At 45.7% G+C, this 21598-nt stretch carries 19 protein-coding genes; 15 read left to right on the top strand and 4 right to left on the bottom strand.

The features are described 5' to 3' along the window. The first annotated feature begins 94 nt into the window (after positions 1-94). The 10 genes from ACFRAM_RS12105 (at position 95) to ACFRAM_RS12060 (ending at position 10606) form a co-directional block, all read left to right on the top strand. Positions 95-1084 (top strand): aldo/keto reductase, encoded by a 990-nt coding sequence (locus tag ACFRAM_RS12105; RefSeq protein WP_379466069.1) that lies wholly within the window; start codon positions 95-97, stop codon positions 1082-1084. Between the two features lie 46 nt (positions 1085-1130). Further along, on the top strand, positions 1131-2498 hold the full coding sequence (locus ACFRAM_RS12100) for an LLM class flavin-dependent oxidoreductase (RefSeq protein WP_379466068.1): 1368 nt from the start codon (positions 1131-1133) through the stop codon (positions 2496-2498). 48 nt (positions 2499-2546) lie between these two features. Beyond that, positions 2547-3329 (top strand): ABC transporter permease, encoded by a 783-nt coding sequence (locus tag ACFRAM_RS12095; protein ID WP_379466067.1) that lies wholly within the window; start codon positions 2547-2549, stop codon positions 3327-3329. Between the two features lie 32 nt (positions 3330-3361). Further along, entirely contained in the window at positions 3362-4390 is a 1029-nt protein-coding gene (locus ACFRAM_RS12090; protein WP_379466066.1) for an ABC transporter substrate-binding protein, read from the top strand. Between the two features lie 18 nt (positions 4391-4408). Next, positions 4409-5182 carry an ABC transporter ATP-binding protein gene (locus ACFRAM_RS12085; RefSeq protein ID WP_379466065.1) on the top strand — a complete coding sequence of 258 codons (774 nt, stop codon included), beginning with the start codon at positions 4409-4411 and terminating at the stop codon, positions 5180-5182. Positions 5183-5211: 29 nt separating this feature from the next. Then, on the top strand, positions 5212-6066 hold the full coding sequence (locus ACFRAM_RS12080; RefSeq protein WP_379466064.1) for a sulfurtransferase: 855 nt from the start codon (positions 5212-5214) through the stop codon (positions 6064-6066). A 527-nt stretch (positions 6067-6593) separates the two neighbouring features. Beyond that, positions 6594-7394, top strand: a complete 801-nt coding sequence (locus ACFRAM_RS12075) for a helix-turn-helix domain-containing protein (RefSeq protein WP_066369956.1) — start codon at positions 6594-6596, stop codon at positions 7392-7394. Beyond that, positions 7391-8020 (top strand): GNAT family N-acetyltransferase, encoded by a 630-nt coding sequence (locus tag ACFRAM_RS12070; RefSeq protein WP_066369952.1) that lies wholly within the window; start codon positions 7391-7393, stop codon positions 8018-8020. Before ACFRAM_RS12075 ends, ACFRAM_RS12070 begins: the two co-directional genes overlap by 4 nt. Before the next feature lie 32 nt (positions 8021-8052). Continuing rightward, positions 8053-9078, top strand: coding sequence for an alpha/beta hydrolase family protein (locus tag ACFRAM_RS12065; RefSeq protein ID WP_379466063.1), 1026 nt, complete (start codon positions 8053-8055; stop codon positions 9076-9078). A gap of 613 nt (positions 9079-9691) precedes the next feature. Next, complete coding sequence (locus ACFRAM_RS12060; protein ID WP_379466062.1) at positions 9692-10606, top strand: phosphotransferase; 915 nt, start codon at positions 9692-9694, stop codon at positions 10604-10606. Between the two features lie 1598 nt (positions 10607-12204). On the opposite strand, the gene ACFRAM_RS12055 is transcribed toward ACFRAM_RS12060, so the two are convergent. The 4 genes from ACFRAM_RS12055 to ACFRAM_RS12040 all read right to left on the bottom strand — a co-directional run bounded on the left by ACFRAM_RS12055 (position 12205) and on the right by ACFRAM_RS12040 (position 15575). Continuing rightward, on the bottom strand, positions 12205-13188 hold the full coding sequence (locus tag ACFRAM_RS12055; protein ID WP_379466061.1) for an ABC transporter ATP-binding protein: 984 nt from the start codon (positions 13186-13188) through the stop codon (positions 12205-12207). 8 nt (positions 13189-13196) lie between these two features. Beyond that, a complete protein-coding gene (locus tag ACFRAM_RS12050; protein ID WP_379466060.1) occupies positions 13197-14009 on the bottom strand; it encodes an ABC transporter permease in 813 nt (270 codons plus the stop codon). Between the two features lie 7 nt (positions 14010-14016). Next, complete coding sequence (locus ACFRAM_RS12045) at positions 14017-14817, bottom strand: ABC transporter permease (protein ID WP_379466059.1); 801 nt, start codon at positions 14815-14817, stop codon at positions 14017-14019. A 200-nt stretch (positions 14818-15017) separates the two neighbouring features. Further along, complete coding sequence (locus ACFRAM_RS12040) at positions 15018-15575, bottom strand: DEAD/DEAH box helicase family protein (protein WP_379466058.1); 558 nt, start codon at positions 15573-15575, stop codon at positions 15018-15020. Between the two features lie 259 nt (positions 15576-15834). Here ACFRAM_RS12040 and ACFRAM_RS12035 point away from each other — a divergent pair, with 259 nt between their 5' ends. The 5 genes from ACFRAM_RS12035 to ACFRAM_RS12015 all read left to right on the top strand — a co-directional run bounded on the left by ACFRAM_RS12035 (position 15835) and on the right by ACFRAM_RS12015 (position 21545). After that, entirely contained in the window at positions 15835-16533 is a 699-nt protein-coding gene (locus ACFRAM_RS12035; RefSeq protein ID WP_379466057.1) for a hypothetical protein, read from the top strand. 115 nt (positions 16534-16648) lie between these two features. Next, positions 16649-17305 carry an SDR family NAD(P)-dependent oxidoreductase gene (locus tag ACFRAM_RS12030; RefSeq protein ID WP_379466056.1) on the top strand — a complete coding sequence of 219 codons (657 nt, stop codon included), beginning with the start codon at positions 16649-16651 and terminating at the stop codon, positions 17303-17305. A gap of 232 nt (positions 17306-17537) precedes the next feature. Next, positions 17538-19505, top strand: a complete 1968-nt coding sequence (locus tag ACFRAM_RS12025; RefSeq protein ID WP_379466055.1) for an AraC family transcriptional regulator — start codon at positions 17538-17540, stop codon at positions 19503-19505. Next, the gene (locus ACFRAM_RS12020) at positions 19492-20541 is read left to right on the top strand and encodes a FecCD family ABC transporter permease (protein WP_379466054.1); all 1050 of its coding nucleotides are present in this window, start codon (positions 19492-19494) and stop codon (positions 20539-20541) included. The genes ACFRAM_RS12025 and ACFRAM_RS12020 overlap by 14 nt, the downstream gene beginning before the upstream one ends. Further along, positions 20538-21545 (top strand): FecCD family ABC transporter permease, encoded by a 1008-nt coding sequence (locus tag ACFRAM_RS12015; RefSeq protein WP_379466053.1) that lies wholly within the window; start codon positions 20538-20540, stop codon positions 21543-21545. The genes ACFRAM_RS12020 and ACFRAM_RS12015 overlap by 4 nt, the downstream gene beginning before the upstream one ends. Positions 21546-21598: the final 53 nt, after the last annotated feature.

The raw sequence follows: 21598 nt of genomic DNA, 5'->3' as shown, positions 1-21598 counted from the left end.
ACAACTCGACCGAACAGACGGAGAGACGCTGAAATTGTGAAGCGCGCTCGATGTCTGTTCTTTTTGTTGTATCCAAAGGAGAGAGAATAATAAAATGCTGTATAGAAAATTAGGCAGAACGGGTGTGAAGGTATCCGAAGTCAGCCTGGGAACAATGGCGTTCGGGAGATGGATTGATGAGGAAGCATCTGGAGCGGTACTAGATACGGCTCTGGGAGCAGGGATTAACCTGATTGACACTGCGGATGTGTACGGAAGCGGGATGGATACGCTCGACTATTCAAGACTTGGCGAATCCGAAGCCATTCTGGGCCGCCTCTTGCGCGGTCGCCGCGATGACATTCTGCTTGCCACGAAGTTCACTGCTCCTGTGGGACCGGGTGTTAATGATGGCGGACAGAGCCGGTACCACATTTATCGAGCGCTGGAGAACAGCCTGCGCCGGCTGCAGACTGACCATATTGATCTTTATCAGGTGCACTCGTTTGATCCCGAGACACCGATCGAAGAGACGCTCCGGGCACTTGACGATCTGGTTAAGCAGGGCAAGATCCGCTATCTGGGCTGCTCCAACTATGCGGCTTGGCAATTGGCGAAGGCGCACGGAGTTAGCGCGCTTCATAATTTGCATCGGTTCGAGAGTGTCCAACCGGAGTATAGTCTTATAACAAGAGGAATTGAACGGGAGCTCGTACCCTTCGTTCAATCCGAGAACGTTGGCATTATTAGTTACAGCCCGCTGGGCAGGGGGATTCTAAGCGGCAAGTATCGCCAAGGTGAAGCACCTCCAACTGACTCCAGGCTCGCGCTGGGCGAGAAAAGGCTGGAGCTGCTGCTCGAATCCAATCCATCATATGAGCTAGTGGACAAGATTGCACCGCTGGCGGAGGGAAGAGGATGGACGCTGGCTCAATTCGCACTCTCCTGGGTGCTAAGTCATTCTTATGTAACCTCTGCTATTCTTGGAGCGTCGAAGCCGGAACAGATTCGGGACGCATTGCAGCATGTCGAAGAGAAGCTGACGCTGGAGGAACTTGCAGAGCTCGACCGTATCTCCCGCAGTATTGGCCTCTTTTCGATCTAAAACATACTATTCATATAGAAAAAATAAATTCAGGAGGATGAACATCATGACTCAAACCAAGCGACAACTCCATCTCGGCTTGTTTCTGTTCTCAACGGGCTACCATCCAGCAGGCTGGCGGCTGCCGGAAGCGGTAACGGATGGAGCGTTCGATCCCAAGTTCTTGCATCGGGTCGCACAGCGACTGGAGGAAGCGAAGTTCGACTTCTTCTTTCTAGGGGATGCTCTGGCGACAAGCCCGGATATGCAGCATACTTTTCCTTCACAGATGGTTCGTCTCGAGCCGTTCACGATGATTGCCAGCATCGCGGCGGTAACAGAAAAAATCGGTCTTATCGTCACGGCAAACACGACTTACTCGGAGCCTTATACGATTGCACGCCTGACAGCGTCGCTTGATTACCTAAGCGGTGGTCGGCTGGCATGGAATGTTGTCACTGGCGCAGATGGGCGTGCGGCGCAGAATTATAGCCGTGAGAAGCACTGGGACAACTCCAAGCGTTACGATTATGCGGAAGAATTCGTGGGAATTGTGCAGGAGCTGTGGGATTCATGGGAAGATGACGCGTTTGTCCGTAACAAGGAAAGTGGTGTGTTCGTAGACGGAAGCAAGGTGCACCGAATCAATCACGTAGGGGAACACTTCTCCGTCGCTGGTCCATTGAACGTGGCCCGGCCCCCGCAAGGACAAATTCCACTCCTGAACGCTGGAACATCGGAGCGCAGCCGCGATCTTGGCGCCAAGCTCTCAAGTGCTGTCTTCTCGGGACAAATTCTGTTTGAGGTGTCCAAGCAGTTCTATGCTGAGGTCAAATCAAAGGCCGTAAAGTATGGCAGAAATCCCGATGAGGTATTCATTCTCCCGGGCCTTGTTCCTCTCGTTGGACATACCAAGGAAGAAGCGCATGCCAAGTACCGGGAGCTTAATAGTCTGCTCGTGACGAACTACGATTTAGCACCTCTGTCGGCAAGAATTGGCATCGATTTATCCCCTTCTCCGTTGGATGGACCGTTGCCGGATTTATCATTATCGACCCTCTCAGGCGACGAAACTAAGTGGCTTGTCGAATTGGCACAGCGAGCGGAAGGCCATGAGGACATCACTGTGCGTGAATTGTTCCACTACTTCGCCGCTACATCAAGAGGTCATCTGCTTATTGTCGGTGATCCAGAGGAAATCGCGGATCAGATGGAAGAATGGTTTCTTCAAAAAGCGGCCGACGGTTTCAATATTTGCCCTCCATATATGCCGGGTGGAATAGATCTCTTCATTGATTTAGTTATACCGATTCTTCAGGACCGCGGACTTTTCCGTACGGAATATGAAGGTGATACGTTCCAAGGACACTTCGGCCTTTCCCGCCCGGAGAACCGCTTTTCCCGAAAGGCAGCGCTGGAAGGTGCAAGCGAGTAACGGAAGAAGCTACTGCAAGGCGGCGGGCTGGAAGAAGGAGAGAATGATATGAGCAACCAGAATCATAGGAATCGCTATAGATGGCGTATTTTAATTGGACAAATCGTGCTCTTGATCGCTTGTCTGGGCATTATTGAATACCTCGTACGGGCGGGAATTGTCGGCAGTTTGTATCTGTCGAAACCAACACAAGTGATCGAAGAGATCTACAAACTGTTTTCGAATGGTGAAATCTTTCATCATTTAGCTATTACGCTTAAGGAATTCGCTGCGGGCTATCTGCTTAGTGCGTTCGCTGGAGTCGCAACGGGACTGCTTCTCGTACTTATCCCGCACGCGGAAGTGTTTTTCCGGCCGTTCCTCTCGGCGCTTCTTGCCATCCCGAAGGTAACGATTATTCCGCTGCTAATGCTTTGGCTCGGTATTGGGTTGTCGCACAAAATCGCAATTGTATTTCTCTTCTGCTTTTTCACGATTGCGTTCAATACCATTACTGGGATCAAGCAGACAGCAGAAGCTCATCTCAAGGTTGCCAGAGTGTTCGAGGCTTCCAAGCTGCAGACGATTATGAAGGTCATTCTTCCGTCAGCAGCACCAACCATCTTCGTTTCCCTGCGGGTATCGGCGGCAACGGGGCTTGTCGGTGCATTGTTCGGTGAGATGGTGGCATCGAAGGACGGACTCGGCAATCTGCTGGTGCAAGCGACGTCTCTGTATGATACGGCGAAGGCCTTTGCGATTATAACGATCGTGACGGTGATCTCCGTGCTTATTATTGCTGTAATCGATCTGCTGGAAAAGCGGATTGTGCTTAAATGGAAATCTTCATAAAGAAGCCTTAATTATAGGAGGATAAAGAAACCATGTTAAAGAGAAAATGGATAGGAACCGGAATTTTGACGCTTACGCTTGCACTCGTTGTCGCAGGCTGCGGCAGCAGCAATGCCTCACAAGGGGCTGCTTCTGAAGCTTCGAGTGAACCAACATCGACAAATTCAGCGTCGGATAACACTTCAGCCGGACTTCAGAAGATTAAATACGCACCTTTTAACGGAGTGAGCGGCTTAGCCGTACGGTTCGGAATCAAGAAGGGATTTTTCAAGGATGAAGGGCTGGATGTTGAACTGATCTCTACGCAGAACCCGATTGAGGCTCTAACAAGTAATGATGTTGATATCGCCGACAGTGCGACGACGAACGTTATTGTGGCTGCTGGCAAGGGAGCACCGCTCAAGATCGTTTCGTCGATGTTCCGTACAAAGGGACCGTTCTATCTGGTTGCAAAGCCGGGAATTGAGAGCATCGAGGATTTGAAGGGCAAGAAGGTCGGGGCAGCAGCACTCGGCAGCGGTCTTGACGTATACACCCAAACGATTCTAAAAAAACACGGCTTAAGCAAGAACGACGTTACGTATCTGGCCAACGGCGTAAATGATGCGGCATATGCGAGCCTGACTTCAGGACAAGTGGATGCGACTATCATTCATGAGCCATTCGCTTCTCTTGCAGAGAGTGAAGGAAAGGGCAAGATCCTCGCCAGAGGCTGGGATTATCTGCCGACCTTCCATACTGGCGTGCTAGTCTCACGTGACAATTTTATCAAAGAACATCCCGATCTCGTAGAGAAGCTGCTGAGTGGATACTTTAAGTCCCAGGAATATGCGAAGAGCCATCTGGATGAGTACAAGAAATATTTCCTCGAAAATGTGAAGGTAGATGCGGCTGTAGCTGATAAGGCGTTCGCACGCGAGGACGTGCTCTGGGAGAACAACCCGGACGTAGATTTGCAGGCGCTGCAGGATACTCAGGAGATCCAAGTCGAGCTTGGCTTTCAGGATAAAATTTATGATATTAAGAATTTGTTGGATCTAAGATTTATTCCGAAAAAATAAATGGAGCGAGGTGATCGTATGGAGGGATTCTCAATCCGTGGCGTATCTAAGGTATACGGGGGGGCGACTCCGACGGAGACGCTCTCGGATATTAATCTAACGATCGAAGACGGGGAGTTTCTCAGTATTCTTGGTCCAAGCGGTTGCGGTAAGAGCACGCTTCTTGAAATTCTGGCCGGACTCCAGCTGCCTACTTCGGGAGAGGTATGGTTCGGGGGGAAGAAGCTTAAGGGACCGGGGATTGAACGTGGTGTTGTTTTTCAAGATCCATCACTGTATCCGTGGAGAACGGTATATAAGAACGTCGAGCTGGGGCTTGAATTCCGAGGGGTTGCCAAGAGTGAGCGTAGAGAGGCAGTCCAGCGGTATCTCGATCTGGTTGGGCTGTCGGGGTTTGAGCACAAGTATCCCCATCATCTATCAGGTGGTATGAAACAGAGGGCAGGTATTGCCCGGGCACTGGTGAACAATCCTGAGGTACTGCTGATGGATGAGCCCTTTGGCGCGGTCGACCATCTGACGAGACTCCAGCTGCAGGACGATCTGTTGAACATCTGGGAAACGGAAAAGAAGACAGTCGTGTTCGTCACCCATGACGTTTCTGAGGCAGTGTTTCTGGGGGACAGGGTGGTACTGCTATCCCCGCGACCGGGGCGGATCAATCAGATCTTTCAAGTGCCGAAGCATCGTCCGCGTAAGAGAGACGACATTGAGCTACTGAAAATTCAGAACGATATCTATGCGGCTATTCATGAAGTGAAGTCTTCGGACAGTCTTGAATTTACCATTTGAGAAATCAATGCAGAGGAGCGTACGAAATTATGTCATCTAACATAGTAAGCGTGGAGCAATTGAAAGCTAGACTGGAAAATGGAGAGCGGATTGTGCTGCTGGATGTGCGATTTGATCCGAAGGAGTCGTCGTATGGTCGTGAGGCTTACGTTAAGGGACATATTCCTGGAGCATTATTTATCGACTTCAAGGCTGATCTGACCGATCCAGCCGAAAAGCATGGAGGACGCAGTCCGCTCCCTTCGCCAGAGCGTCTTGCTACATTGTTCGGGTCGCTTGGTATCGAGCGTGATACAGCTGTTGTCGCCTATGAAGATGGTAATGGACCGGCCGCTTCAAGGCTGTGGTGGGTGCTCCGCTACTTGGGTGCGGAGCAAGTGCAGATACTGAATGGCGGTTATTCTGCTTGGACTGACGCGGGTGAAGCTGTTTCAGCGGAGCAGGTAATCGTCACAGAGCCGCGCGAATTCGTGCCGGCACCACAAGCCGATTGGCTCGTTGGCGTAGAAGAGGTACGCGAAGTGGCTGGTGACCAAGGGCAAGGCGGCGCGAGACTTGTTGACTCGCGTGATGCCGCGCAGTACACAGGACTTGAGGCGCCGTTCGATCACATCTCGGGCCATATTCCTGGAGCGGCGAATTACTTCTGGAAGGACGCGCTTCAAGGGGACGGCTTCTGGAAGTCGCCGGAGCAGCTTCGCGAGCAATTTGCCAATCTGCCGAAGGAAGACGAGATCATCGTCTATTGCGGCTCCGGCATCTCGGCAACTCCGAACGTGCTGGCACTACGCGAGGCGGGTTATGAGAATGTGAAGTTGTATGCGGGAAGCTGGAGTGATTGGATTTCTTATGACGAGAATCCGATTGCGACAGGGGACGAGTAAGAGTCTTAAATAGATATACAGGATATGATTAAGAGTACATCGTTCAAGTGGCGATGTACTTTTTCGCGTTTTGCAGGGATGTGTCGAAATCCACAGAAAGTCAACGCTTGCTTCTTGAAAACATTTTCTTCAAGTCCCGAAGTGCTACCGTGGCATAGTCATGTCTAAACTACACGATATATTCAATTTATCTCGCTTACCTAAGCATAAATACAACGTCCTCTAAGAACGGTAGCTGAAGCGATGCATTGCCTTGGTGCATTCATATGGCTTTTTTAAAAATCAACAAGTATCCGGGATGGTCAACAACGAGTAAACAAAGCTTTGTTGAGATTAGATGTTGTCTGCTGTAAATATTGAGTTTCTGAGATATCACCTTCTGATTACAATTACAATTATACATGTTATCGTTAGCAATTCTTTTCAAGATGTGAGGCGATAGTTACTAATATTGACTTGACCTTAGGTCAAACCTAAGGTGTATGCTTCTTTATATAACAATGATTATTTAGAAGGAGGTTATCTGGATGAAAAAAGAACTCACCATCAGCGAGTTAGCAAAACTGATGAACGTGTCTGTTCATCAAATTCGTTATTTTGAGGAAAAAGGCGTATTGTATCCTGCCTACTTAGATGAAAATAAATATCGTATGTACGGTATTGACCAGATTTATCGACTGGCACATATATTACTCCTGCGAAAGCTGGGGTTGTCTGTACAAGCGATTGCAACTTGGAGTGAAGATGGGACTCCAGACGAAATGCAGGATTTGCTTCTACAATCTGTCTCTAGAATAGAGTCTCAAATGGACCAATTGCAAGCATTAAATGGCCTTATTCACAAAGTGTTGGATGAGCACAAACGCTTTGGACATGATACTTCTTCTATTAAAATCATTCAACGTGAGGCATTAGTTCTATCGTCATGGTTCGAAACTGAGTTTGAAGCGGAACTTGATGCACGTATGTTCGCCCAACAGGATAATGTGCTGACAGAGTTGTTTGAAGCGGATATCCATTACGTGTATGAGGAGGAATCTCGAGTAACAATTTGTACGGAAGTGAATGGTGTGGAAGGAAATATCATTTTGCCAGGAGGAGAATATTTGTCTTTTATGTTCTCCATTCAGAGTGAGGCAGACCTGGAGAGACACTTCGAGTTATTTCAAACCTTTGCCGATAAATCTTCCTTTATTCTAACAGGTCCAAAAATTCTTGTGGAGAAATCGTATCTGTCTCTATTTGCTCAGGAAAGTATACATTATGAGTTGCTTGCGTGTGTTGATCGTAGTTCCGAAGTAGCTATTAAACAGGAGAAGAAACGATGAACATTCATATTGAGTGTATGAAAGAGGAGTATGGCGTTCCAGTGAGCCAATTGCTTATACAAGGATTTCGTAGCAAATTTCAGTTTGGTACGAAGATAAATGACATGAAACTGCAGTTGCTATTGGGAAAAATGCTTGTGTTGGATAAACAACCAGGCAAAGGCAAACGTTTTGTTGCTGTACAGGAATCTTCTGTAATTGGCAGCTTCTCTATAAAATTTCAGGAACAAGTTAGAAACCAACATCCAAATATGACGATCACAGAGCTGTTATCTTTCTGGAAAGGAATTAAAGAAGTTGGTTTGGGAAATGCGCTTGGATTTTCTGTACGATTAATATGCTTGAATCATCGTCCAAGACGTGGTGAAGTGTACATTTCTGATCTAGTTGTTCATGAAAGGTTCCAGGGATCTGGTGTGGGCAAAACCATGTTGGAGTGGGCGATTGGAGAAGCAGCGTTGCAGCCAGGAAACCAATTTGTAAGTCTGCATGTTTCTAATAGCAACGTAGGAGCCAAACGCTTATATGAACGAATGGGATTTAGGACGTTGGAAATTCAGAATAGCACACTTTTAGCATGGTTGATTGGCGAAAAAAAATGGAGTTACATGATTTACGAGGGCTAAGACTATTATTAGAAAAGGAATTTAATAGAAGCATGAAAAAGAAATGGGGAATAATTCTATTAATCATCCTACTTTTTTTGGGAGGTACAGGTGCGTATGTTTTGCACCAAAATACCTTTGCTATGGATGAAAAAACGGTGGTAATCGAGTCACCACAAGGTAAGTTGACGGGTATTCTCACGCTACCTAAGACATATGAAGACAAGGTTGGTCTAGTGTTGTTCATTCACGGAGATGGTCCAATTGATGCTACCCATAATGATGGATATAAACCGCTTTGGGAGCGTCTTGCCTCACTTGGCTATGCATCACTCTCATTGGACAAGCGAGGCATCGGAGGTTCAGAAGGCAACTGGCTAGATCAGAGTATTGATGATCGAGTGCAAGAAGCACAGCAGGCTTTGGTCTGGGCAAGACAGCAACCAATAATCGATACATCTCGTATTGGCATATGGGGAGCAAGTCAGGCAGGATGGGTTGTCCCCAAACTGGCAGATAAAGAGTCACTTGCTTTCAGCATTCTTGTATCTCCTGCAATCAACTGGTTGAGGCAGGGTGAATACAATACACGCAGTCAAATGGCAAAGGAAGGACGATCCTCAGATGAGATAGAGCAGCAGGTGAAAGTAGATAACAAAGTCAAAGAACTCCTAAAATCAGGCGTCTCATATAATGAATACGTGAGCTTTGTAGGTAAGAAAGATGCCATGTCCAGAGAACGCTGGACGTTTGTTAGTCAGAACTATACAGCGGATGCAACAGAAGATATTGCAAATTTTAACTCCCCAGTACTGCTTATGCTTGGTGATCATGATGTTAATATAGATGTGAAGGAAACGGAGAAGGTATATCTGGAAAGTGTACGACCGTACGAATTATTGCGCGTCAAAGTGTTGCCCGATACAGAGCACTCCATGCTTCCTATCAAGACAGCCGACTCGCCGCTACGTACGTTGTTGATCAGCTTATTTGCGCCAAGGGATATTACCAAGAAGGGCTACATGGATGAAATCACAGATTTCCTACAAAATGTTTATGCTAACCAAGGGATACAGTAGATAAAATAAATTGAAATCCTCTGTGTTAAGGTATATTCTATGCGAAAATGTATGCAGGTAGCTGGAGTGATTGGATTTCTTATGACGAGAATCCGGTGGCGACAGGGGAAGAGTAAGAGCCGAAAGTCCGCGTTGGGCGCGGGTTTGGGGGCTGCGACAGGTTAGGAGCAAGTGACCTGTTGTGGTCCTCTTTGGGCTTTTCTGTAAACAGCTTGCAAACAAGAATCTGACGAAAGTAGTTACAAGAACCCCGGAGCCAGCCACAGTGAGGCAGTGGGGACAGGTTGTTGTTGAACTCTCATCGGCTTTGCTTCTGCTCCTTCGTGAACAGGCGTGGTGCAACCTTTCGTGCGGAGCAAGTGTACAATCACCTTGGGAGCAATTCGCTTGGTTTTCCTTGACGTTCCGGGTATCTCCCGGTTCGGTAGCATCGGCCGAAGCTATGGCAGCATTAATCCTCTTCATTTATAATGATTGTAAATTATGAAAACCTAAGCGGACAAGGCATATGCGTAGTATTTAAAGAAAGGCCGTTACGCTAACTGGCAGTTATGCGTAACTTCCAGGAATGTAAACATCTAAATAACGTAAGGAACGAGGAGGCAGACAATTCATGGGAGGAACGAATGTATGGGATGCGGAGTGGGAGGTTAACGAAGAGCAGGCGCGGACGCTGATCGGCAGACAATTCCCTCAGCTGTCATCGAAGCAAGTGAAGCGATTGGGCTGGGGCTGGGACAATACGGTTTTTCTCATCGGTGACGAGTACGTGTTCCGGTTTCCAAGAAGAACGATTGCAGTTGGCTCGATTCGTATGGAAGGGAAGCTGCTCCCGCAGCTGGAGGCATATATGACCATCCCCTATCCTAAACCGTTGTTATATGGCGAAGCAAGTGACGAATACCCGGCACCATTTCTTGGCTATGCCTACGTGCCAGGAGATTTCCCAATCGGTTTGACGGAAGAACGCCGGGCTTTATCGGCAGAGACGCTGGCGAAATTTTTGCGGAGATTGCATGAGTTTCCGGTGCAGGCGGCGCTGAAGTGCGGAGTTCAGCAAGATCATCGAAACTTGACGGACATAGCATCGCGCAAAGTGAAATTGAAGGGCTTTCTATCGAAGCTGGTTGAACACTTGTCGTCGGAGGAGTCCGGTGTGATCGAAGCGTATATTAGCAGACTGCAAAAGGACCGTGTCGCGGCGGTGAATGCACTGCTACATGGCGATCTTCATTTCAAAAATATGCTTGTGAATGAGAACGGGATCGTTTCCGGCATCATTGATTGGGGCGATCTGAGCGTAGGCCATCCAGCTTGCGATTTGAGCGTTGCTTATAGCTTTTTACCACCTTACGCTCGCGGCGTGTTTTTCGAAACGTACGGAGGAGCGGACGAGGAAACGAAGCTGCTGGCGCGGCTGATCGCGGTATATATCCCCATACTAATCTTAATGCAAGCGGTCGACGACGGGAATGAAGCGATTGCGGCAGAGGCGAAATCCAACATCATGCGGGCACTGTCGGATTAGGCTCATTATTCCGTTGCGGCTATGGGGCTACGGCTATCGGCACTATTTTGTCGTTTAGAGGCCGTGATAAGGTACGATCCGCCTTCTCTGATGCCGCTTTATGTTGAGGAACACGAAATCACGAAATTCAACAGAGTAAGTCGTTGCGCTAACGGGACACGATAGTTTAGTGTGTGCCGATTTGCCAACAACATGCCAATAATCTGACAACGACCATCCAACAACTTGCAAACAGCCCCCGTCCTCCACGGGCTTCTTGCTCTACAAGTCCTCCCAAGGTCGCCAAGGGAGGTTGTTGCACTTGGGCAATGGCATATCCTCCGAGACATTCCCGCCGCGCTGATCGTAACCCCATTTTTAGTTTCGGAACCATGGGAGTATAGAGGTTCGTGGGGGATAAAGAGCTGAAGTCATTGGATTAGTTATGAGGGATGGCAGTAGGAGAAGAAGAGAAGGTGTAAGCAGATATACAGGTTGTGGCTAGAAGTACATCGCATATGTGGCGATGTACTTTTTTACGTGGTGCTGGGAGGTGTTGAAGAGAGTCTTGAAGCTACTGGATTACGTTCGATGATAACAAGAATGGCGGAGCAATTATTAACAATGGAACATTTTTGTATCCATTTTAATATCAGGGCGTTGTGTATTGTCGATATCCTATAGAGCAACTAGTTTACCTTCGGGTCGACTTGATAGCGCCACAAAAAGTAAATATCTAAATGCAACTGTAACGGAAGCTACATACGATCCAACGCTGGATAGTAACACTCTTACTATTACCATTGCTAAAGGCGGCTTTGATAATAAAGCTTCGATATTGAAATTGGTCTTGATTTTACATTGAATCAAACTGTAGAAGATCTATTTAAGATACCGCCAGCGGTACCTGCAAATAATATACAGACCTTAGGTGCAGTCACAGTTAATGTATTAGATTTGCACAAAAAAGAACTTGTGAATTTTAGTATTCCTGCATCGCCACCGGATGGAGGCACAACGCCAACTACGCCGGAGCAGAATGAAGGCATATCGCCATCTGCGCCGGAGCAGAATAAAGGACCCCAATTAAGGACCCCAATTAAGCATGCTTCCAAAGACGGGTGAAGATAGCAGAGCTTTGTATTATATTTCAAGAGTAGCATTCATTATTGTTGGATTGTGGATGCACAGAAAAATGAAGCCATCCCAACAGTAGTTTATCTCTGTAATGTTATTGCCGTTTTATTCTAGGAAAGTCGACGAAATTCAGGTTTGTCCTGATCTTCGCTCGGCTTTTTTATCTATATAGAGGGTCGCACCGAAACATTTGGACGATCGTTCGATTAAGAGGGAAGTTTCAAATTTTGCGTTGTGAGCACTGAGGATCGGGTGGTGTTGCGTGTTAACGATAATGGAATTGGAATGAATATTCAAGATCTAAGTAAAGAGAAGGAACAGGGTTTGATGAACATTAAAAATGTTAAATGATCGGCGCGCACTAAATGAATCTAAGGTCAGTTTGTAACAGAAACACCTTCAAGTCCCTGACTAGATCAGTGGGTTCTTGAAGGTGTTTTTGAATTTTATTAGAGGTACCATATGCTGCTTCTAGCCGCATCTTACCCCGTTGTCCGATATACTTCACGGATTGCGTCTTCAATGTCCGGATCTTGAACGCTAAGGTCTCGAATTGGCAGCTTGCCTGACAGGTCAGCAATCAGCTCAGCTGCCGTAATTCCAGCCTTATCAAACTGATACCAGAGCTTTAGCCCTTCCTGCCGGACAAGCTGTGCCCGCGAATGTTCCGGTGCCTGGGCTTCCTCTGACAATTCAATAACAAGCAGGCGGCTCGGAGCGAGCTTATTAACGATCGTGTCCAGTGGACCCTCTTCTACGATGTGGCCATGATTGACGACAAGAAGGCGTGAGCATAATTGCTCGACATCGTCTAAGTCGTGTGTTGTGAGGAAGACAGTCATGCGACGTTCCCGGTTCATTGTCTTAATAAACTGCCTGATCGCATGCTTCGCATCAGCATCAAGTCCAATGGTTGGCTCATCGAGGAAGAGTACGGAAGGCTCGTGGATCATCGAGGCAGCCAAATCGCCGCGCATACGTTGTCCAAGTGACAGCTGACGTACCGGTGTATCAATGAAATCCTGAATGCGGAGTACATCGTTTAACATGTCCAGCGTATGTTTGAACTTTTTATCTTCAATTCTATAGATCCGTTTTAGCAACTCGAATGTTTCCCCAAGGCGCAGATCCCAGTACAGCTGTGTACGCTGGCCGAATACGACACCGAGCTGTCGTACGACCGCTTTGCGTTCTTTTTGCGGAGACAATCCGCAGACCTGGATGCTACCCGAGGTTGGATGGAGAATGCCCGTTAGCATCTTGATCGTTGTGCTTTTTCCAGCCCCATTAGGGCCGATATATCCTACAATGTCGCCTTGCTCGATATTAAAAGATAGGCCATCTACACCTCTTACTATCTTCTTATCGGGCATAACTAGACTGCGTACAGCACCTGCTAGCCCTGTTTTTTTGCGGACAACAACAAATTCTTTAACTAAATCTTTGACTTCTATAATCGACATCATCAAGCCTCCTATGAACCAGCACTTTCATACCTGCGCAATCCTTGGCGAAAAACTAAGTAAGCGACAGCCATACAAACAAGCCCCACAATCAATGTTCCGATGGTCATATCAAACGGCAGCTCAAGCGATGCTTTTTTCTCCAGAAAGCTCTCTGCCGGGTAGAAGCTAATGAACCCGATAGGTAGCAAGAAAGTCAGCACTACTTGCACTACATAAGGGTATAGAGTGAGAGGATACATGGTTGTTCGTTCTAATGTTGCAATGGTCATACCAATGAGGTTGCCGCTGCGTTTGGTCCAGAACGCCACTGCCCCGACGATCGTGTAGATGCCTCCCCGAATCAGTACTCCACCGATAATGGTAATGATAAGCTTAAGAATGCTGAGAAGCCCCCAGTTGAAGTCCACTGCATGTGCAGCATACAAGAAGATGACGATGCCTGGAATAAGATCGATCAGACCGATAAAGTTAAAGTAACCGGTGATGAATTGGAAAAATACGTTCAGCGGACGCAGCAGAAGTCTATCGAATTCTCCGCGAAGTACCGCCGACTCAGTTCCCCAGGTGGGAATGAAGAATACAACAACAAGCCCGTGGCTTAATAGGCCAAGACCATATAAGAACGCCAAATCATTGAAAGTCCACCCTTCTAAGGGCTGGAACTTGTCAACGATAATACGAAGCATCCATATACCGGCAAAATACTGCGTCGGGATCATCAGCAGCCAACTGACGAGAAATAACGGATATTCAAGCTGCCGCTGAATCGCAAGCTTCGCATAGTAGCCAAATACAGTGAAATAATGTTTGACGCCACTCATAACGGTATCATCCTCCTTGCACCATAACTTTGCCGCGCGCTCTTGACCATATCCAGCTGAGCAAACCACCGAGCAGAACAATCCAGATCAACTGTACGCCCATTCCGCGTAATGCTGCCTCTGGCTTCATGAGTCCGATGTATACACTGAGCGGCAGCTGGTAGGTATACTGGAACGGCAGCCAAGCCGATACTTGCTGGAGCCATTCCGGGAATAACCATAGCGGAATAAGGCTTCCGGATAGTATACGGACAAAGGCATCCTTCACCATTCCGAGATTACCTAGCTCTGACACCCAGAATGCCACAAGCCCGACCATGGCACTCATCAGCCATAGAATCAGAAAACTGAGTATGCAGCTGATAATGAACAACACTGCTGCTATCGTACTATCAGGCATCGGAAAGCCAAATAGCAGGGTAGCCATCAGTACGAGCGGAATGGCTTTATTCATCACTGAGCTGACAATGTTGCCTAAATCCTCGGATAAGTAGATGGCAAGCAGGTTCAAAGGGCGCATGAAGTCAAGAGCGATGTTGCCATCGCGCACTTGGTGGTAGATTGTATCCTGTACACTCGTACTAAATACTGAAGCCATTAGTGTAGAGACCACCGTATACGTAATCATACCGTTCAGTCCGATAACGGAAGCGCCTGAGCCGAGAATGTCACCACCGTAAGCTGCTTTCCAGATGAATACTGACGCTGCAAGCAGAATAATATCGCCGATCATACCGATCCACACATCGAAACGATAGGCGAGTGCAGTCAGCATTCGCATTTTCATCAAATAACCGTAAGCTCTCATTTGCAACCTCTCCATAATTAGAAAAATAAGGATAGCAAAAAATACAATATCAGAGAAGGAGAGATTGGTCACGGTAAATTTTACTTTAATGGGTTTTTTACCAAATCATAAATGATTTTATGTTAGCTGAAAACGAAAAAAACGGCTCTTGTGTATGCAAGGCCGCTATTTGAATATTTTTGAATCGACGCCCCTATTTGTTAGAGAGCGAATCTGTTTTTAATGATTTCGGCAACTTCATCAGCGTTTAGCTTCGTGTTGTTAATCCTGATATAATTTTCCCGCTTAATTTCGCCTTCGAATGAGTTCAATCGATGATGCGCCATCGTTTGTTTCAGATCGTGTTCAGAGCGAGCAATATCCCTCTTTGTGGGTTTATGTTCAAGTCTGTGAGGGGTTTTGTTACGCTCAATTCTCTCTTCAAGATCGGCTTCAAGTTCAACAAAGTAAACTTCTCCGCCCTTGTCTCCGAATATTTTACAAACGTTATCTAGATAGTCCCAGTCGTCCTGAATATCGAATGCCCATACATAAGTGAAAATCATTCCATACATACCGCTTGTAGCAGTGGCTTCAAAAATGTCTTGCCGAAACTTACTAACTAATGTCCACATTTCAGGGCTAAAGTTAAAGTAGGGAGCTAACAATTCAATAGTCATATGGTTGTGGAATAACTTTAACTCAGTGATCTTTTCAAGCTCATGTCCGACTGTCATTTTCCCTACTGCCTGCGGACCAAATATTACAACAAATTTCATGAGGTCACCTCTTTGGAATATATTTCAATATAATAGCAACCCCATATCTGTATGTAAACATTTAAATATACGGAGTCCCCTAGTGGTCTCCGTTTCAATTACTGGTGTTTACAGCTACCAACAAACCGAAATGCTTAGTCTTTGGCTGATCTTATACTTTTACCAAATTGATTAGTACTTTAGTATTGTTGCTAGATTATATAAAGATTATATATATTAGGATTGGGAGGTGGATTATATTCACACTGGAGGAACTGCAATGAAACGTGCTTACCTGTTACTGGTGATTTTATTTACTCTTAGCGCATGCGAACAAGCTAATACTAATTCAAGCGAAAATAACACTGCTGTAGTAGAGGAAGATATCAATGAGAAGGATGCTGAAAACACAGAAGTTTCACCCATCTCAAAAGAGGATTTATCGAGTGATCCTTCTGTTTCTTTAGCTGAAGACGAAAGCGATCCCTCTGTTTGGGGTTTTGAAACGGCTTATAAAATGTGCACGGAAGTTCTGTCTGAATATTATAAGGCGATTTGGAATGGCATGGATATTGATTTGGATACTTATATCGATAACGAAAACCTAAAACAATACATGCACACAAAGATAACTTCTCAATATGAGCTTTTCCTGAAGAACAAGCTTACAGATAATCTGGTGACGGGTATTGATATTAGTGTTAACCAGGTAGAGCAGGTTGGCGGGGATAAGCGTTTTTTCTATTTAAAATTAGATGCACGGGTTGAAAAGGATGTAGGCAGCTATGCTGAAGCCACTGAATTTCTTGTGCAGGTTTTGAATGGAAGGCTAGTTATTGTGGATTGGTATACCAATCGAAAGGATAGTTATGATGCTATTGTACGTGGAGAAAATCAGACTATTAACAATCCTGATATCTGGAATAATAGTGAATGGGTTAATAAATTAGCGGACAGGATTCTGGTCCAGCCTCAGTGAGGCGTGAAGTAAGCTATTCTATATAATCCTATTCTTTTTTTAAATGGCGTTCTGTTGTATAATACCAAGTAAGTATATATGTATTATGTAATATGGCGTATAGGAGGTTGAGGACATGAGTAAAAAGCTAGCGGTAATCGTAGGTGCAGGACCAGGGGTAAGTCTGCATGTAGCACATAAATTTGGTCAAAATGGATTTCACGTTGTATTGGCAGCACGCAATAAAGTCGCGCTTGAGGAGTTTACATCGCAATTGCGAGAAGAAGGTATTGCTGCTGACTATATCATCGTGGATGCGGGTAGCACTGCTTCTATTGAAGCTGGCTTCAAAAGTATCAAAGAGCAATATGGTTCACCAGATCTGTTAATTTATAACGCAGCAGTTATTGCTGGCGGTAAGCCGTCTTCCTTGACAAGCGAAGTGCTCACTCAGCATTTGCAGGTGGATGTTGTCGGAGCGCTGGAAAGCACACGTCAAGTTTTGCCTGATTTACTTGCCAAGAAATCCGGCACCATTTTATTTACCGGAGGCGGACTATCTCTGTTCCCTTCAGCCCAGAATGCTTCTTTATCGATCGGCAAAGCCGCAGTGCGCAATTTCGCGCTAACACTTGCTGAGGAATTGAAGCCAGAAGGTATATTTGTCGGTACAGTAACCATTGCCGGTACAGTGAAGCCTGATACATATTATGATCCGGCGATCATAGCAGATGCTTATTGGAAGTTGTATACCGAGCGCGAGGAACATGAAATTCTGTTTAAGCAGCCGTAATAACTAATCTTTTATAGAATAGATCAGAATTTAAGCCAGTCATTCTCATGTAGAGTGAACTGGCTTTTTTGCTGTATATCTGATCAATGACTCACATAGGCCTTGTTCACATGATATTAAACGACGATTGACAAAATAGAGGATCTCCCTAATACTAATTGATAATGATTATCAATAATTTGAGATAAAAACCTTAAATAGATTGTGGAGCAGAACGGAGTGAAAGGCAAAAATGAAGCTGGAAGATCATATTGTCGCATGGAATCATGCTGCTGTTAAAGTATTGGACATTCGACACACTGTGATGGAGCCTGGGGACAAGTTGCAAGGCTATATATTACCTGCATGTGGATTTATCTATACTGTGAAGGGCAAGGCCAGCATGAATCTGGGCGGCATAGATTACGACGTAGACAGTTACTTTATTATGCATGGTGGCAAAGGAATGAGACTCAGTATAGAACCAGAGGAGATTTTTGAATATTACCTCTTATTCTATAGAGCTTCGTTGCCAGGGAGAAAGGATTTAGCAAGACTTTTGGAACGCAGCAATCCATTTCGGATGCAGTATGGCTTCGAGTTATTGGAGCCATTGCCATTGCACTATCAACTAATGGCAATGGAACAACTCTGGGCCCAAGGAAGTCTATTGGATAGAATCCAAGTTAAGGGCTTGTTCTATCAGTTCGTGCATGAATTAATGAAGCAGTTTACAAAGGATGGAATTAATCTCAGGCAACCGGACGTCATTGGGCAGGTTGTTCGCTATATCGAGGAGCATTATCGTCACAATTTATCACTAGAATCTATAGCCGAGCAATTTAATTACAGCCCGCGTCATTTATCGACGCGCTTTAAGGGAGAGACGGGCTTCAGCTTGATCGAATATTTGATCCGATTCCGGCTTCAACAAGCAGAAGAACTGTTACGATTTACCGATGCTCCACTTCGCGCTATTGCAGAAGAAGTTGGATATAACGACGTATATTATTTCAGTCGTATGTTCCGTAAATATAATGGTCAATCTCCTATCCGATTCCGCAAGGAAAGCAGGCAGATGATCCCATCGGAGAATTCTCCATTTACCGCCGCCGGATTGTCCATTGGCGAGAACATATCATCCCGCTATAATGTGTTTGAATATGATAATCATTATCAACACAAAAATATCGGAGGGTCTTCACCTATGCGAGTAACAAAGACATCAAGTTTTATTGTAGTGATGCTACTGAGCTTTACCTTGCTTTTAAGTGCATGTGGATCTGCAAACGTGGGTTCGAATGCCGCGAATTCTAATGGATCTAAAGCTTCAGAAGTCACAACATCAGCAGCTAATAATGCAACTGACAATACCAATAAGGAGGCACAGACAAGAACCATCTCTACGCTGAAGGGAGATATTGTCGTGCCGGCTAATCCCGAGCGGGTTGTCGTGTTATATCTTCAAGGAGATCTTATTGCACTTGGCATTAAGCCGGTAGGTACTTCGGATGTCTTCGAAGGAGCGCCCTTTGCAGAAATGATGGAGGGTGTTAAAAATCTGGGTGCATGGTATGAGCCTAATCCAGAGGCTATTATGACACTAAAGCCGGATTTGATCTTAGTTCCTTCTGAAGAAACTTACGATAGGGTTAAGGATATAGCACCGACTGTTTATATTCCTCAAGATACAATGGCGACGGATGAACGTGTAATGAAGATTGGCGAGGTGTTTGGTAAGGAGCAGGAGGCACAAGCTCTATTAGATCATTTCCACGAGAAGGTGGAGAAGAGCAAGCAGAAGCTTGATGAACTGGGAATTTTGGATAAGACAGTAACCATTATCGAAGGCGGCAAAAAAGAGATGGCGGTGATCGATAGCAAGCTTTACGGAAGGGGCTCTCAGATCATCTATGAATATTTAGGACTAAAGGCGCCAGAAATTATTCAGAAGAAGATTGATGGAAGAGAGAAGGCTACTGGAGGGTTTGTTTCCTTAGAAGTGTTACCTGAGTACATAGGAGACTTCGTGTTCCGTTCTGTATGGGATGGGGCTGATGATTTGACGGACAATCCAATTTGGAACAGCATTCCAGCCATCAAAGAAGGTAGATTGATCGAAATTGGATTTGATTTTTCATATTATTCCGATATTTACTCTCTTGATAAACAGCTCGATTTTGTAGTTGAGAAGCTAGTGTCAGCGTATGAAAAAAAATAGAAAGCTAGATGATAGAACAACCGTAATACCTCATCTTGAACGGAAATCGTATTTTGGTTTCTTTTTACTCATAGGGATACTGCTGCTGCTGCTTTCGGCAGCAGCTTCTATCTCTTTTGGCTCTGCTTCCATGAGCCTGACAACGGCATGGACAGCGATTTTTAATTTTGATCCAGAATTGACTGAACATCAGATTATTCATGCCCTGCGTATTCCGCGTACGGCGGCTGATATTATTGCAGGCATGTGTCTCGCAGTAGCAGGAGCGGTTATGCAAGGCTATACGCGAAATCCGCTGGCTGATTCGGGATTAATGGGAGTAAATGCAGGAGCAGCTTTTGCAATGGCCGTTACATTAGCTTTCCTTCCAGGGCAACTGCAGACAACTACACTGCTAGTTAGCTTTATTGGCGCAGGGCTTGGTGCAGGATTAACGTATCTTGCCTCTTCATTGAATCGTTCAGGAATGACGCCGCAACGACTGGTGCTAGCTGGAATGTCAATTACTATGCTATTTGGCGCTATAGGATCATTTATCTCATTAAACTATGGAATTGGTTATGCTCTTGCTTATTGGACATCAGGTAGTGTGGCAGGAGCGACATGGATGGAGATAAAACTAGTCATTCCCTGGTTCTTGGGTGGGCTGGCTTTATCACTATTCATTTCACGCTCCATTACTGTTTTAAACTTGGGAGAAGAGATCGCGAAAGGATTCGGGCAACGGATCGGTTTCGTTAAGATGCTAGCTACGCTTGCAGTTCTTTTACTTGCTGGTGTATCTGTTGCACTTGTAGGACCAATCGGCTTTGTAGGGTTGATTGTACCGCATATCATGCGTTTTTTTGTAGGCGTAGATTATCGTTACATTATTCCGGCGTCAGCCATTTATGGGGGCGTACTTATGGTAGTAGCGGATATTGCGGGAAGATTGATTAATCGTCCGGCAGAGACAGCGCTGGGCATTATTTTTGCAATGATCGGTGTGCCTTTCTTCTTGCTAATTGCGAGTAAAGAGAGGAGAGCTGTCAAATGAGTGTTGTTAAATCTTATAAGGCGACAATATGGGTTCTATCTCTCTTAATACTGCTTATTGTAGGAGCTATTCTAAGTCTTAATATGGGAAAAATGTCTCTCAATCCACTTGAAGTATTCCAAGTATTGATTGGACAGGGTCCTGAAGAGCATCATCTCGTTGTTTATAAGTTTCGTCTTCCGCGAATTGTATTAGCGATACTTGTTGGATTTGGGATGGCCCTGGCAGGTGCTGTTATGCAGGCGCTGTTGCGCAATGATCTAGCTGATCCCGGCATGCTTGGTATTAGCTCAGGTTCAGGTCTTATGGTGCTATTAATTATCTCGACTGTAGGCATTCAAGGTGCCACTACAGCATTTTTATTACCGTCTATGGCATTCGTGGGTGGTCTGCTCGCCGCAGCGCTGATTTATGTTCTAGCTTATAGAAAACATCGTATGATTTCATCTACACGACTTGTTCTGACTGGCGTTGCGATTAATGTGGGGTTAAGTGCACTAACGTTATTTCTGACGTTAAAGCTGGATGACCAAAAGTATGAGTTTGCACAGCGTTGGCAAGCGGGATATTTATGGGGAGACAAGTGGCCCTATATTAGTTTGTTGTTACCATGGGTGTTGTTATTATTCATATACATTGTGGCCAATGCACGAATATTAAATGTTTTGGTGTTAGGCAATGAAACATCGATAGGACTAGGAGTTGCTTTAAAGCGGAAATTTCTATGGCTGTCGATTGCAGCTGTCGCCATTGCTTCTGGTTGTGTAGCGCTGGGGGGCTCCATTTTCTTTATTGGCTTGATTAGTCCGCATGTGGCTCGCAAGCTGGTAGGTCACGATTACAAAGTACTTCTACCAGCTTCAGCGCTAATTGGTGGGATACTACTGCTTGCAGCGGATACGATTGCTCGAACGGTCAGCTTTAAGACGGATATTCCCGCAGGAATAATTGTAACGATGCTGAGTGTGCCTTACTTCCTTTATCTATTAATGCGTTCCAAATGAATATGGATTATATTAAAAGTCTTTGAGCATGCTCGAAGGCTTTTTGGCATACG

Origin of the sequence: Paenibacillus sp. NPDC056722 (genome assembly GCF_042790635.1) — a bacterium.
In the GTDB taxonomy this organism is placed as follows: Bacteria; Bacillota; Bacilli; order Paenibacillales; family Paenibacillaceae; genus Paenibacillus_AQ; species Paenibacillus_AQ agri.
The sequence above is the reverse complement of the archived record's forward strand: the minus strand, read 5'-3'. Positions and strand labels throughout refer to the sequence as shown.

Bases quoted from the DNA above. Each gene is read 5' to 3' on its own strand.
- ACFRAM_RS12105 (WP_379466069.1), top strand. From the start codon at position 95: ATGCTGTATAGAAAATTAGGCAGAACGGGTGTGAAGGTATCCGAAGTC.
- ACFRAM_RS12100 (WP_379466068.1), top strand. From the start codon at position 1,131: ATGACTCAAACCAAGCGACAACTCCATCTCGGCTTGTTTCTGTTCTCA.
- ACFRAM_RS12095 (WP_379466067.1), top strand. From the start codon at position 2,547: ATGAGCAACCAGAATCATAGGAATCGCTATAGATGGCGTATTTTAATT.
- ACFRAM_RS12090 (WP_379466066.1), top strand. From the start codon at position 3,362: ATGTTAAAGAGAAAATGGATAGGAACCGGAATTTTGACGCTTACGCTT.
- ACFRAM_RS12085 (WP_379466065.1), top strand. From the start codon at position 4,409: ATGGAGGGATTCTCAATCCGTGGCGTATCTAAGGTATACGGGGGGGCG.
- ACFRAM_RS12080 (WP_379466064.1), top strand. From the start codon at position 5,212: ATGTCATCTAACATAGTAAGCGTGGAGCAATTGAAAGCTAGACTGGAA.
- ACFRAM_RS12075 (WP_066369956.1), top strand. From the start codon at position 6,594: ATGAAAAAAGAACTCACCATCAGCGAGTTAGCAAAACTGATGAACGTG.
- ACFRAM_RS12070 (WP_066369952.1), top strand. From the start codon at position 7,391: ATGAACATTCATATTGAGTGTATGAAAGAGGAGTATGGCGTTCCAGTG.
- ACFRAM_RS12065 (WP_379466063.1), top strand. From the start codon at position 8,053: ATGAAAAAGAAATGGGGAATAATTCTATTAATCATCCTACTTTTTTTG.
- ACFRAM_RS12060 (WP_379466062.1), top strand. From the start codon at position 9,692: ATGGGAGGAACGAATGTATGGGATGCGGAGTGGGAGGTTAACGAAGAG.
- ACFRAM_RS12055 (WP_379466061.1), bottom strand. From the start codon at position 13,188: ATGATGTCGATTATAGAAGTCAAAGATTTAGTTAAAGAATTTGTTGTT.
- ACFRAM_RS12050 (WP_379466060.1), bottom strand. From the start codon at position 14,009: ATGAGTGGCGTCAAACATTATTTCACTGTATTTGGCTACTATGCGAAG.
- ACFRAM_RS12045 (WP_379466059.1), bottom strand. From the start codon at position 14,817: ATGAGAGCTTACGGTTATTTGATGAAAATGCGAATGCTGACTGCACTC.
- ACFRAM_RS12040 (WP_379466058.1), bottom strand. From the start codon at position 15,575: ATGAAATTTGTTGTAATATTTGGTCCGCAGGCAGTAGGGAAAATGACA.
- ACFRAM_RS12035 (WP_379466057.1), top strand. From the start codon at position 15,835: ATGAAACGTGCTTACCTGTTACTGGTGATTTTATTTACTCTTAGCGCA.
- ACFRAM_RS12030 (WP_379466056.1), top strand. From the start codon at position 16,649: ATGAGTAAAAAGCTAGCGGTAATCGTAGGTGCAGGACCAGGGGTAAGT.
- ACFRAM_RS12025 (WP_379466055.1), top strand. From the start codon at position 17,538: ATGAAGCTGGAAGATCATATTGTCGCATGGAATCATGCTGCTGTTAAA.
- ACFRAM_RS12020 (WP_379466054.1), top strand. From the start codon at position 19,492: ATGAAAAAAAATAGAAAGCTAGATGATAGAACAACCGTAATACCTCAT.
- ACFRAM_RS12015 (WP_379466053.1), top strand. From the start codon at position 20,538: ATGAGTGTTGTTAAATCTTATAAGGCGACAATATGGGTTCTATCTCTC.